The following is a 12,412-nucleotide window of genomic DNA, read 5'->3' on the forward strand; positions in this document are numbered from 1 at the left end:
ACGCCCGGATCCCGGCCTGGCCGCGGTCCTTGCCGTTTCATGGTGAGAGTTGGGTAAGTAATGTTCTTACCTTGAACGGTCTTTGACGATCCCTCAGGAAGGCCGTTCAGGAAAGACGCGGGACGCCCCGGGCCGGCCGGCCCGGGGCGTCCTGTCAGGCGGGTGTGATCAGACCAGGTCGAACCGGTCCAGGTTCATGACCTTGACCCACGCCGCGACGAAGTCGTTCACGAACTTCTCCTTCGCGTCGTCGCTCGCGTAGACCTCGGCGAGCGCCCGCAGCTCGGAGTTCGAGCCGAAGACCAGGTCGGCGCGGCTGCCGGCCCACTTGACCTCGCCCGTGGCGGCGTCGCGGCCCTCGAACGTCGTCTGGTCCTCCGAGGTCGCCTTCCACGTCGTGCCCAGGTCGAGCAGGTTGACGAAGAAGTCGTTGGTCAGCGAACCGGGCGTCTTCGTGAGCAAGCCGAGCTGGGACTGCTGGTAGTTGGCGCCCAGCACCCGCAGGCCGCCGACCAGGACGGTCATCTCGGGGGCGCTCAGGGTCAGCAGGTTCGCCTTGTCGAGCAGCAGGAACTCGGCCGGCAGGCGGTTGCCCTTGCCGAGGTAGTTGCGGAACCCGTCGGCGGTCGGCTCGAGCGCCTCGAAGGACTCGGCGTCGGTGTGCTCCTGCGTCGCGTCCACACGGCCCGCGGCGAAGGGAACCTCCACCTGGAAGCCGGCTTCCTTGGCGGCCTTCTCGACGGCGGCGGAGCCGCCGAGGACGATCAGGTCGGCCAGGGAGACCTTCTTGGCACCGGAGCCGGAGTTGAACTCCTGCTGGATGCCTTCCAGGACCCGCAGGACCTGGGCCAGCTCGTCGGGCTCGTTGACCTCCCAGCCGCGCTGCGGCTCCAGGCGGATACGGGCGCCGTTGGCACCGCCGCGCTTGTCGCTGCCGCGGAAGGTGGAAGCGGACGCCCACGCGGTGGACACCAGCTGGGAGACGGACAGGCCCGAATCCAGCAGCTTGGTCTTGAGGGTCGCGATGTCCTCGGCGTCGATGGCCTCGCCCTCGGCCTCGGGCAGCGGGTCCTGCCACAGCAGGGTCTCCTCCGGGACCTCCGGGCCGAGGTACAGCGACTTCGGGCCCATGTCACGGTGGGTCAGCTTGAACCAGGCGCGGGCGAAGGCGTCCGCGAACTCCTGCGGGTTCTCGTAGAACCGGCGGGAGATCGGCTCGTAGATCGGGTCGAAGCGCAGCGCCAGGTCGGTGGTGAGCATCTTCGGGCGGTGCTTCTTCGAGGAGTCGTGCGCGTCCGGGACGATCTCCGGGGCGTCCTTGGCCACCCACTGGTTGGCGCCGGCCGGGCTCTGCTCGAGCTCGTACTCGAACTCGAAGAGGTTCTTGAAGAACCCGTTGCTCCACTGGGTCGGCGTCGAGGTCCAGGTGACCTCCAGCCCGGAGGTGATGGCGTCCCCGCCCTTGCCCGTGCCGTAGGTGCTCCGCCAGCCCAGGCCCTGCTCCTCCATGGAGGCGGCCTCGGGGTCGTCGCCGACGTGGTCGGCCGGGCCCGCGCCGTGGGTCTTGCCGAAGGTGTGGCCACCGGCGATCAGGGCGACGGTCTCCTCGTCGTTCATCGCCATGCGGCGGAACGTCTCACGGATGTCGCGGGCGGCGGCGATCGGGTCCGGGTTGCCGTTCGGACCCTCCGGGTTGACGTAGATGAGGCCCATCTGGACAGCGCCGAGCGGGTTCTCCAGCTCGCGGTCGCCGGTGTAGCGCTTGTCGTCGAGCCAGGTGGTCTCGGGGCCCCAGTAGACGTCCTCCTCGGGCTCCCAGACGTCCTCGCGGCCGCCGGCGAAGCCGAAGGTCTCGAAGCCCATCTGCTCCAGGGCGACGTTGCCGGTGAGGATCATGAGGTCGGCCCAGGAGATGCTCTGGCCGTACTTCTTCTTGACCGGCCACAGCAGACGGCGGGCCTTGTCCAGGTTGCCGTTGTCCGGCCAGCTGTTGAGCGGGGCGAAGCGCTGCTGGCCGGCGCCGGCGCCGCCGCGGCCGTCGCTGATGCGGTAGGTGCCCGCGCTGTGCCAGGCCATCCGGATCATCAGGGGGCCGTAGTGGCCGAAGTCGGCGGGCCACCAGTCCTGCGAGGTGCTCAGCACCTCGGCGATGTCCTGTTTCACGGCCGCGAGGTCGAGGGACTGGAACGCCTCGGCGTAGTCGAACTCCTCACCGAGGGGGTTGGCCACCTCGGGGTTCTTCGCAAGGATCTTCAGGTTGAGGCGCTCCGGCCACCACTGACGGTTGCCGCCGCCCTGGGTCGGGTGCAGGGCGCGGCCGTGCGCCACGGGGCAGCCGCCGCTCGTCTCCTCCTGCTTCGGGTCGGTGACGATCGCGTCGTGGTTCTCAGTCATGGAAATCCTTCCGGACGGGGTGGAACACGGTGCTCGGGTGGATCACATCGCTCAGGTACTGCGGGCGGTGGAGCAGGCGGGGCACAGGCCCCAGTAGATGACCTCGGCCTCGTCGACGGCGAAGCCGCGGTCGTCGGACGCGGTCAGGCAGGGGGCGTGGCCGACCGCGCAGTCGACGTCGGCGACGGCCCCGCAGGACCGGCACACGAGGTGGTGGTGGTTGTCGCCGACCCGCCCCTCGTACAGGGCCGGGCTGCCGGGTGGTTCGAGGCGGCGTATGAGTCCGGCCGCGGTGAGTGCGTGGAGCCCCTCGTACACGGCTTGGACGGAGATGTGGCCGACGCGGCCGCGTACCTCGGTGGCGATCGCCTCGGCGCCGAGGTGGTCACCGTCCCGCACGGCTTCGAGCAGTGCGACGCGGGCGGCCGTCACTCTCAGGCCGGCACCGCGCAGCTCCTCGGCGGTGGTCGGGGTCCGGGATGCGGTCATGGCGGACAACCTATCCACACAAACACGAGCAGTTCAAGAAAACGAACAGTTCAATTTTGGTGTCGCGCGGGTGCGGCCGGGCGTGACGCGTGCGCGGCTTGGCGGGGCGCCCTTGCCGGCGCACTGTGAGCTCCGTCACAGCATCGATGATCGGGCTTGGGTGCGGTGGCGGGATGGTGTCAGCCGTGTCCGTGTCGCGCCAGCACCGCCCGTGCCGTTTCGGCCATGACCTCGTCGACCAGCCGGCCCTCGAAGGTGAGGGCGCCGATGCTGTCGCGCTGGGCCGACTCCGAGGCTGCGACGAGGCGTGCGCAGCGGTCGAGGTCTTCGCGGGTGGGGGCGAAGACCTCGTTGAGCACGGGGACGTGGGCCGGGTGGATGGCCATCGTTCCCTCGTAGCCCAGGGCGCGGTTCTGCTCGGCGAAGGCACGCAGGCCGTTCAGGTCGGTGATGTCCGCCTACAGTCCGGTCACCGGGCACGGCGCTCCGGCGGCACGGACATCGAGCAGGACGCGGGAACGCCAGGGTCTCGGGGCCCTGCGGGCTCCACCGGTAACCGACGGCGCGTTCCACGTCGCGGCCGGGTGCGGTGAGGGCGCCGGCGTATGCGACACGGGGGACCGCGGCGATGTCGTAGGCGTGGGCGCGGGCCGACTCCAGCAACGGGACGAGGTCCGTCGTGCCGGCGGACAGGCCGCGTTCGTGTTCGCACCAGCCGATGAGGCGATCCCGAGCGCTACGTCGGCGGCGGTGTGCACCTTGGGCAGGACCACCCCGGCCAGTCCGGGGCGCGCCCGGCTACGACAGCCGCTACGTCCCACTCGGCTTCTACTCCCAGCAGCACTCGACCTGACGTGGGCCGGGCTCACCGAGGACCGTCCGCTGCCGCCCAGCCAGGTCGTACGGACCGTGCCGCGCGGGGGCGAGCCCGGCCACGCGCCCGCTCTCACCCGGGCCGACGTGCCGCCCGTCCCGGTGTCGCCCGCACCCGGGGAGCGCATCCGCGTGCACTCCGGTGCGGTCCAGGTGCCCGGCTGAGAGCCGGCCAACGTGCCCATGAGACCCCCCGTCCTATGAAAACCGGCCCGCCTACCGGTCGTCCGATGAGGTCAGGCGTTCGAGCTGGGCGGCGGCCGTCGCGGCTTTGCGGTCGGCTTCGCGGACGCGGCGGTCAGCCGTGCGTGCCCGTTCCCGGGCCGACCGCTCGGCGAAGCGGGCCTGCTGGTGCTCCTCCCTGGTGCGTGCCAGTTCCTCGGCGAGTTCGTCGACGCGCCGCTGGAGGCGGTCCACCTGCTGTTTCGCCTCCTCCGCGGCCTGGCCTGCGGCCGCAGCCTCGTCCTTGAGCGCCCGCAGCTCCCGCTCGGCGGCCTCGACGTCCCGGCGGGCCTGTGCCAGCCGTCGCCGCTGTTGCTCACCGGCCTTGCGGTCCGGGCGGGAGGGGACCGTCGTGACGGAGGTGCCACGCTGTGTCGTGGCGCTCCCCGTGAGGGCGCTCTGCGTGACGGCCGGGAAGCCGACGGCGGCGCTGAGCGGCTTGGCCAGCCGGCCGCTCGCCCATGCCCGGGCGGCCTCGGGGTCGGCCAGGACGGCGTGCAGCGTGTTCTCGACCTCGCGCTGCACGCTTTCGCCGATCGGATGGCCGGCCTCCGCGGCGAGCTGCCTGACCTGAGCGGACAGGGCGCGGATAAGCGCGTGCTGCTGCCGGCTCAGTTCGCGCAGTTGTGTGCGGTCCAGGGCGTGGTGGGCGTGCCGTAGGCCTTCGCCCAGGCGGAGCAGGGGCTCTACATCGCCGGGCCGGCTGCGGACCAGGAGGTTGCTGGCCCAGGCGGCGAGGCTGGGTTTGCGCAACGTGCCGATCCGCTCGGCGAGTTCCCGGTCGCCGGCGGTGCGGGCGGCGGCCACGGCCGATGCGCGGGCGGCGGTGAACTCCTCCGGCCGCAGGGCGTACAACTCGTCGGCCACAGCGTCGAAGTCCATGAGCGTCCCTTTCGCGTGGGGGCTCTGTTCCGAGTCGCGTGGAGGCTGTGCCCCGATCATCCCAGGCGAGGCGGCGAGGGGCTCGTGGGGCGGGGCCTTTCGGCGGTGGAACGCTCCGGAGGCACCCCGTTCATGATCGAGAAATCGACGGTTTAACATATGAGCGCCGCCTAGCTCGAAAGATGGATCTGTGACTGTCAACGACGACTCGTTCACCAACTGGAAGAACCGCGAGGAGATCGCGGAGTCGATGATCCCGATCATCGGGAAGCTGCACCGGGAGCGGGACGTGACCGTCCTGCTGCACAGCCGCTCCCTGGTGAACAAGTCGGTGGTCAGCCTCCTCAAGACCCACCGGTTCGCCCGGCAGATCGCCGGTGCGGAGCTCTCCGTCACCGAGACGCTGCCGTTCCTGCAGACCCTGGCCGAGCTCGACCTCGGGCCGTCCCAGATCGACATCGGCATGCTCGCCGCGACGTACCGCGAGGACGACCGCGGTCTGTCGGTCGCGGAGTTCACCGCCGAGGCCGTCGCCGGTGCCACCGGAGCCAACAAGATCGAGCGCCGCGAAGGGCGAGACGTCGTCCTCTACGGATTCGGCCGCATCGGCCGGCTCGTGGCCCGGCTGCTGATCGAGAAGTCCGGTTCGGGCAACGGTCTGCGGCTGCGGGCCATCGTCGTGCGCGGCGGTGGGGAGCAGGACATCGTCAAGCGCGCCTCGCTGCTGCGCCGCGACTCCATCCACGGCCAGTTCCAGGGCACGATCACCGTCGACGAGGCGAACAGCACGATCGTCGCCAACGGCAACGCGATCAAGGTCATCTACGCGAACGACCCGTCCGAGGTCGACTACACAGCGTACGGCATCAAGAACGCCATCCTCATCGACAACACCGGCAAGTGGCGCGACCGCGAGGGCCTGTCCACGCACCTGCGCCCCGGCATCGACAAGGTCGTGCTGACCGCGCCCGGCAAGGGCGACGTCCCGAACATCGTGCACGGCGTCAACCACGACACGATCAAGCCGGACGAGCAGATCCTGTCCTGCGCCTCGTGCACCACGAACGCGATCGTGCCGCCGCTGAAGGCGATGGACGACGAGTTCGGGGTCCAGCGCGGCCACGTGGAGACCGTCCACTCGTTCACCAACGACCAGAACCTGCTGGACAATTACCACAAGTCCGAACGCCGGGGCCGCAGCGCGCCGCTCAACATGGTCATCACCGAGACGGGCGCCGCCTCCGCCGTCGCCAAGGCGCTGCCCGACCTCAAGGCGAAGATCACCGGCAGCTCCATCCGGGTCCCGGTGCCGGACGTCTCCATCGCGATCCTCAACCTCCAGCTCGCGCGGGAGACCACCCGCCAGGAGGTTCTCGACTACCTGCGCGAGGTGTCCCTGACCTCGCCGCTGAAGCGCCAGATCGACTTCATCAGCGCCCCCGACGCGGTCTCCAGCGACTTCATCGGCTCGCGCCACGCCTCGATCGTCGACGCCGGCGCCACCAAGGTCGAGGGCGACAACGCCATCCTCTACCTTTGGTACGACAACGAGTTCGGCTACTCCTGCCAGGTCATCCGTGTCGTGCAGCACGTGTCCGGGGTGGAGTACCCGACCTACCCGGCTCCGGCGGTCTGAGCCCTGGGGACCACGCGGGGCGTGTCCGGCTGGCACGCCCCGCGTTCTCATGCCTCAGGAGCGGGTCAGCTCGATCCTGTACTGCCGTGTCTGCGAGCCGTCCTCGCTGCTCACGGTCACGACGGCCACCCGTGATGTCTCCTCGCGGACGGTCACGCGCGCGTACGGGTCGCGTGGCGTGGCGGTGACCTTCGCCCGGTCCGGGCGGTCGGTGGTCACCCGGTAGCCGGTCCGGTCCGGGTCGAAGCCGCCGATCGCCACGCCGTCCACCTCGATCGACGCGGCGGCGGCGTCCGAGGAGGCGCCAGGTGTCCTGGCGAAGAGCTCGATCTCCCCGAGGGTGATGTAGCCGCCCGGCCGGGCGGTCATGACCACGCGGACCCCGGTCACCGGGCCGGACGCGCGCACCGGGACGTCGGCGACGGGTGTGCCCTCGGTGCCGACGGGCACGGTCTCGCTCGCGTCGGTCCAGGTGCCGTCGTCCCCGCGGACCTGCACCTTGAGGGACTCCGCGAAGCTGACGTTGGTGCCGTCGCGGTGGAAGTGGGCCACGACCCGGGTCAGATCGCGTGCCTCGGGCAGGGTGAAGGTGATGGTGTCGGACGGGTTCTTCGTGCCGGACCTCCAGTTCGACCAGGCCTTCTCGGACGTGTCGCCGTTGCGCAGGCCCTCTGCGGAGTACCCGCTCTCGGTGTACGTCGCGCCGACCGTCACGCCCTCGTCGGGCGCGGCGTTCTTCTGCCGGGGTGCGGTGACCTGGACGCGTACGGTCGCCGCCGCCCCGGTGCCGCCGGGGACGTGGGCGGTGCCGCGCAGGGTCACCACTCCGGCGTCGTCGAACGCGCCGTCGGGTGCCCGGTCCCAGGTGACCGGGAGTTCGGCGGTTCCGCCTTGCCGTCCGACGCCGGTGACGGTGCCGGGCAGGTCGGGTCGTCCGCCGGTGTAGGTCTTGGCGCGGGACGGGAGGGTGGAGGCGATGGTGTCCACCGTGACGACCGCCTCGGCGCGGACGGTCCGTCCGAGGGCGTCCGTCGCCCTGCCCTTCACCCTTACCGTTCCGGGCTTGCTCCAGCGTGCCTCGGAGGGCAGCGTCCACTGCACGGGGACGGTACCCCGGGCTCCGTCCCGGAAGACGGGCGTCACGGTGCCGGGCAGTTCGGGCGCGCGGCCTGGGACGGTGAACGCCTTGGCCGGCTGGGTTCGCAGCACGGTCTCGTCGGTCACGGCCCAGCGCTGGTTCGCGTTGGAGGTGGGGAGGGAGGCCGAGACGCGGGCGCCGTCCGCCGTCGACTGTCCGACGACGTCGAGCAGCCGGCCCGTGGCGGCGTTGACGAAGGTCCAGGTGCCGTCCCCGGTGGTCGACATGATCCACTGCGCGGCCGGTGTGTCGGCGTCCTCCAGGACGGCGTCGTCGTCCCGTACGGCGAGGCGTTCGCCCGTCTCCGCGTTCACGAGGGCGTAGCGGTCACGGTTGCCGTCGCCGCGGGTCAGCCGTTTCACGGACCACAGCTGGGACTTGGCGGCCGGGTCGGGCGTACGGACGACGACGCCGTCGCCGTCGGCGGACGGGGCCAGGGACTTGCCGCTCTGGGCTCCCTGGAGGCGGTAGACGTGGCCGGGCTGGACGAGTGCGGCGTCCTCGGCGGTGCCGGACACGCCGTCGACGAGGAGAGTGGTGACCGACTTCGCCGGGACGGTCACCGTGGCGGAGTCGTCCTTCACCTTCACCGGTGTGCCGCGGACGAGCGCTCCGTCGGCGCTGGTCACCACGGGCGTGACGGTGGCACCGGGGGCGACGCGCTTGAACCGGGAGAGGTCCAGGTTGACGGCGCGCGGGGTCGTGCCGCTGTTGACGTGCACGACGGTCGCCCCGCGGCCGGACTTGCGTACGGCGGCGACGCTGGAGGGGTCGTCGGCCTTGACGAAGTGGTCGCCGGGCCGGATGTGGTGGGTGAAGTTGCGCAGGGTGTGGAACTTGGTGTTGGCCTTGATCGGGCAGGTCTCCAGGGTGTCCTTCGCTGTGCAGTTGAACGGGATGTGGATGCTGCCCCAGTTCTTGCCGGCCGCCGCCTGCGGGATGGAGTCCTCGACGGGCTGCCACAACACCCAGGCGGACGGTTCCAGTTCGCGGATGTCTTCGACGACCCGGGTGGCGATGCCGAGCCCCGGTTCCATGCCGGTGAAGTCGGTGCCGGTTCCCCAGGTGCCCTCCACCTCGCTCATCCAGAACGGCTTGTCCGCGGCCTTGGCGCTGTCCCGGGCGCTGGTGCGCATGCCGGTGCCGTACGTGTGCACGTTGAGCTGGTCGACGGCGGCGCGGGCGGAGCTGTCGTAGGCGTTCCAGTTGCGGACGAAGGTGCTCGGGTTGGTCTCGTCCATCGCGGAGATCGTCGCGCGCGTTCTCGACTTCTCCAGTGCGCGGTGCAGGGCCAGGACGACCTTCTGCTGGAGCTCCGGGCCGGCGTGCGCGCCCTCCTGACGGCCGCCGGTGGGCTGTCCGTCGGGGCCGATCTGGGTGCCCCAGTAGTTGGTGTTGGGCTCGTTGAGCGGGGCGATGGTGTCGAACTTGATGCGGTGCTTCTTCTCCAGCTGCTCGGTCACCTTGACCAGGTAGGTGGCGAAGTCGTCGACGCGGTCGGCCCGTATCTGGTCGGTGTTGGCGTCGAAGCCGCCCGAGACGTAGCCGCTGACGGTCTGGAACCAGGGCGGGGAGTTGCTGAACGCCTCCCAGCGGGTCACCTTCTTCTTGACCCGGTCCACCCACCAGCGCTGGCCCGGGTCGGCGGACCAGTCCCAGTGGTCGGGATTGCCGGGGTTCCACCAGTCGGTGTCCTCCCTGGTGGTGCCCTCGGGGGCCTTCCAGAACCCGTCCATCGTCGCGCCGGTCTTCATGTAGTCCTTGCGGACGTCCGGGGCGTTGCCGCCGCCGATGTTGTAGCGCGCGATGTTGAGGCGGAGGCCGTCCTCACCGAACAGCATGTCGGCGAGCTTCTGCCGGATGGGTTCCGGGTAGCGGCCGGTGATGTTGGCGAACCAGACGAGGCTCGTCCCCCACCCTTCGAACTCCTGCTGCCGGTAGGACGGGTCGATCCGAACCGTGACCGCGCTGCCGGGCGGTTCGGCGGCAGCGGCAGGCGGCACCGCCAGGAGGCCCGCGCCGAGTGCAAGGGGGACGCCGACCGCCAGTGCACGAGCGAGGCGATGTCTGCTGGACATGGATTCCCTTCGGGAGTGAACAGAACCGCGCAGAACCAATCGAGCTTCCCGAATGTTTTAGGACGGCAATCAACACGTCAAGGGGTGCGGCGAGTTGGGAACCGACGCACACCCCTTGACGCGCTCCGCCTCGACAGCCCAATAATGATCGTCGACGCATCGTCCACATATCTAAACGACGTTCTCTGTTGTGTACGCGAGTGAACGCGGAGGCGCAGTGACCGGTTCAGGCTTATGCCGCAGTCGTCCGATCGTCACGTCCCTCGCCGTCCTGTTCGCCGTCTCCGGCTGCTCGGTCGCCGGTGCCGATCCCATCGGGGGCGGCCCGGACACCCTGCGCATCGTCCTGCCCGAGGAACCGCCGACGCTCGAACCCTGTGACGCCTCGCTGACCGCGACGGGCCGGGTGACACGAGCCAACCTCACCGAGGCGCTCACCGAGCGCGAACCGTCCACCGGACGCCTGGAACCCGCCCTCGCCACCAAGTGGACCCGCGATTCGGCGACTTCGTGGACCTTCACCCTCCGCAGGGGTGTCACCTTCCACGACGGTTCGCCGTTCACGGCGGACGCGGCCGCGTTCTCCGTCAAGCGCGCCACCGACTCGGGGATCGACTGCAACGTCGACGGCTACATCTTCGCGGACAGCGAGCTCACCGCCACGCCCGTCGACGACACCACGCTCCGGGTCACCACGGCGAAGCCCGACCCGATCCTGCCGCTGCGCCTGTCCTTCGTCGAGATCGTGCCGACGAGCACCGACCCCGACTCCCGCGTCCGCGAGCCCGTCGGCACGGGGCCCTACCGGATCGACGAGTGGAACCAGGGCCGGTACCTGCGGCTCAAGCGTTTCTCCGGCTACTGGGGCAAGTCCCCCGACTTCGCCGCCGCCACCTATGTCTGGCGCGCCGAGGGCAGTGTGCGCGCGGCGATGGTCACGAACAACGAGGCGGATGTCGCCATCGGCCTCGCGCCGGAGGACGGGGCGGGCGACCGGGCCGTCGAGTTCGCCACCAACGAGGTCTCGTACCTGCGGATGGACGCCACCAAGCCGCCCCTGGACGACATCCGCGTCCGGCAGGCCGTCAACTACGCCATCGACCGGCAGGGTCTGGTCACGGCGGTCTTCGCCGGCCGGCCCAGCGGGCAGCTCGTGGCGAAGGGCGTCACCGGCCACAACCCGCGCCTCCGGCCGTGGCCCTACGAGCCGGAACGCGCCCGGGAACTCGTCGCCGAGGCCCGCGCCGACGGAGTCCGCACCGACATCACCCTCACCATCATCGGCCGCAACGGCATCTACCCGAAGGCCGCCGAGGCGATGGAGGTCGTCCAGGACGGCCTGATCAAGGCCGGGTTGAAGGTCAGGATCAAGATGCTCGACGTCAACGCCTGGCTGGAGTACCTGCTGCGCCCCTTCCCCGCCGGCGACACCGGCCCCACCCTCCTCCAGGCCCAGCACGGCAACCAGGCGGGGGACGCCGCGTTCACGATGGCGCAGATCTACGGCAGCGAGGGCGCCCAGAGCAGCTACGGCACCGACGCGCTCGACACGCTCATCGAACGGGCCCAGCTCGCCTCGGGCGGGAAACGGCAGAAGGCGTTCGCGGACGCGTTCGCCCACCAGAACGACAAGGTCGTACGGGACGCCGTCATGGCCAACATGACCGGCCTGCTGGCCCTCTCCCCCAAGGTCCGCTACCAACCCGACCCGGCCACCAACGACGAGATGCGGCTCGCCGACATGCGGCGCGCGGACTGAGGGAGGACATCACGTGCTGACCCTGTTGCGCCGCCGGGCGGTCTCCAGTGTCGTCCCACTGCTCGTGGTGGTTCTCGGCGTGTTCTTCCTGGCCCGCCTCACCGGCGACCCCGCCAACCTGTATCTGCCGCTGAGCGCGACGCCGGAGATGCGGGCCGAGTTCGCCGCCCGCAACGGCCTGGACGACCCGTTGATCAGCCAGTTCGGCGACTATCTCGCCCAGGTCGTCCATCTCGACTTCGGCGAGTCGCTGCGTACCGCCCAGCCGGCGGGCGAGGCCGTCCTGCGGGCCTTCCCCGCCACCCTCCAGCTCGCAGGCTGGACGATGCTGCTCGCCATCGTGGGCGCCGTGGTCATCGGCAGCCTGGCGGCCTACCGCCCCAACTCGGCGACCGACCGGATCGCGAGCTTCCTGTCCTCCACGGCAGCCAGCGTCCCGGACTTCTGGATCGCCATCATGGGCGTACTGGTCTTCGCGGTCACGCTGGGCTGGCTGCCCACCTCCGGCACGAGCGGCGCGGCGGCGTGGGTGCTGCCCGTGGCCACGCTGCTGATCCGCCCGTTCGGTGTACTGGTCCAAGTGGTGCGGGGCGCCATGGTCTCCGCGCTGTCCGCCCCGTACGTGAAGGTGGCGCGCGCCAAGGGGGCCTCCGAGCCGCGGGTGGTCTTCGGGCACGCCCTGCGCAACGCGGCCGCACCGGCGCTGACCGTCGCGGGAGATCTGGCCGTGGGGCTGGTCAACGGGGCCGTCGTCGTCGAGACGATCTTCGGCTGGCCCGGTATCGGCAAGCTCATGATCGACTCGGTGCTCCAGCGCGACTTCGCGGTGCTTCAGGCGGCGGTGCTCCTGACCGCTCTGGCGATCTTCGCCCTCAACATCCTGGTGGACCTCTGCCACGCGCTTCTCGACCCGCGGGTACGGCAGCGGGCGGCGGCATGAG

General features: G+C 70.4%; 9 protein-coding genes. 4 read left to right on the top strand and 5 right to left on the bottom strand.

The window, feature by feature from the left end:
- Nucleotides 1-168 precede the first annotated feature (168 nt).
- The 3 genes from katG to AOQ53_RS45670 all read right to left on the bottom strand — a co-directional run bounded on the left by katG (nucleotide 169) and on the right by AOQ53_RS45670 (nucleotide 3,269).
- The gene (gene katG / locus AOQ53_RS02450) at nucleotides 169-2,394 is read right to left on the bottom strand and encodes a catalase/peroxidase HPI (RefSeq protein ID WP_059414549.1); all 2,226 of its coding nucleotides are present in this window, start codon (nucleotides 2,392-2,394) and stop codon (nucleotides 169-171) included.
- Between the two features lie 51 nt (nucleotides 2,395-2,445).
- On the bottom strand, nucleotides 2,446-2,883 hold the full coding sequence (locus AOQ53_RS02455) for a Fur family transcriptional regulator (RefSeq protein ID WP_059414552.1): 438 nt from the start codon (nucleotides 2,881-2,883) through the stop codon (nucleotides 2,446-2,448).
- A 179-nt stretch (nucleotides 2,884-3,062) separates the two neighbouring features.
- On the bottom strand, nucleotides 3,063-3,269 hold the full coding sequence (locus tag AOQ53_RS45670) for a hypothetical protein (RefSeq protein WP_059414554.1): 207 nt from the start codon (nucleotides 3,267-3,269) through the stop codon (nucleotides 3,063-3,065).
- A 64-nt stretch (nucleotides 3,270-3,333) separates the two neighbouring features.
- On the opposite strand from AOQ53_RS45670, the gene AOQ53_RS45675 reads away from it, so the two are divergent.
- Entirely contained in the window at nucleotides 3,334-3,921 is a 588-nt protein-coding gene (locus AOQ53_RS45675) for a D-(-)-3-hydroxybutyrate oligomer hydrolase (protein ID WP_236711528.1), read from the top strand.
- Between the two features lie 51 nt (nucleotides 3,922-3,972).
- Here the strand turns inward: AOQ53_RS45675 and AOQ53_RS02465 are convergent, their stop codons facing one another.
- Nucleotides 3,973-4,860 (bottom strand): hypothetical protein, encoded by an 888-nt coding sequence (locus tag AOQ53_RS02465; protein WP_059414555.1) that lies wholly within the window; start codon nucleotides 4,858-4,860, stop codon nucleotides 3,973-3,975.
- A gap of 190 nt (nucleotides 4,861-5,050) precedes the next feature.
- On the opposite strand from AOQ53_RS02465, the gene AOQ53_RS02470 reads away from it, so the two are divergent.
- Nucleotides 5,051-6,496, top strand: coding sequence for a glyceraldehyde-3-phosphate dehydrogenase (locus AOQ53_RS02470; RefSeq protein ID WP_059414557.1), 1,446 nt, complete (start codon nucleotides 5,051-5,053; stop codon nucleotides 6,494-6,496).
- 54 nt (nucleotides 6,497-6,550) lie between these two features.
- Here the strand turns inward: AOQ53_RS02470 and AOQ53_RS02475 are convergent, their stop codons facing one another.
- Nucleotides 6,551-9,712: an RICIN domain-containing protein gene (locus AOQ53_RS02475; protein WP_059414558.1), complete on the bottom strand. Its 3,162-nt coding sequence runs from the start codon at nucleotides 9,710-9,712 to the stop codon at nucleotides 6,551-6,553.
- 217 nt (nucleotides 9,713-9,929) lie between these two features.
- Here AOQ53_RS02475 and AOQ53_RS02480 point away from each other — a divergent pair, with 217 nt between their 5' ends.
- Together AOQ53_RS02480 and AOQ53_RS02485 are read left to right on the top strand one after the other, a co-directional pair.
- Nucleotides 9,930-11,471: an ABC transporter substrate-binding protein gene (locus AOQ53_RS02480; protein WP_059414559.1), complete on the top strand. Its 1,542-nt coding sequence runs from the start codon at nucleotides 9,930-9,932 to the stop codon at nucleotides 11,469-11,471.
- Between the two features lie 13 nt (nucleotides 11,472-11,484).
- A complete protein-coding gene (locus tag AOQ53_RS02485; protein WP_059414561.1) occupies nucleotides 11,485-12,411 on the top strand; it encodes an ABC transporter permease in 927 nt (308 codons plus the stop codon).
- Nucleotide 12,412 lies beyond the last annotated feature (1 nt).

It is taken from the genome of Streptomyces azureus (assembly GCF_001270025.1).
GTDB lineage: Bacteria > Actinomycetota > Actinomycetes > Streptomycetales > Streptomycetaceae > Streptomyces > Streptomyces azureus.

Bases quoted from the DNA above. Each gene is read 5' to 3' on its own strand.
- AOQ53_RS02455 (WP_059414552.1), bottom strand. From the start codon at position 2,883: ATGACCGCATCCCGGACCCCGACCACCGCCGAGGAGCTGCGCGGTGCC.
- katG (WP_059414549.1), bottom strand. From the start codon at position 2,394: ATGACTGAGAACCACGACGCGATCGTCACCGACCCGAAGCAGGAGGAG.
- AOQ53_RS45670 (WP_059414554.1), bottom strand. From the start codon at position 3,269: ATGGCCATCCACCCGGCCCACGTCCCCGTGCTCAACGAGGTCTTCGCC.
- AOQ53_RS02475 (WP_059414558.1), bottom strand. From the start codon at position 9,712: ATGTCCAGCAGACATCGCCTCGCTCGTGCACTGGCGGTCGGCGTCCCC.
- AOQ53_RS45675 (WP_236711528.1), top strand. From the start codon at position 3,334: ATGTCCGCCTACAGTCCGGTCACCGGGCACGGCGCTCCGGCGGCACGG.
- AOQ53_RS02465 (WP_059414555.1), bottom strand. From the start codon at position 4,860: ATGGACTTCGACGCTGTGGCCGACGAGTTGTACGCCCTGCGGCCGGAG.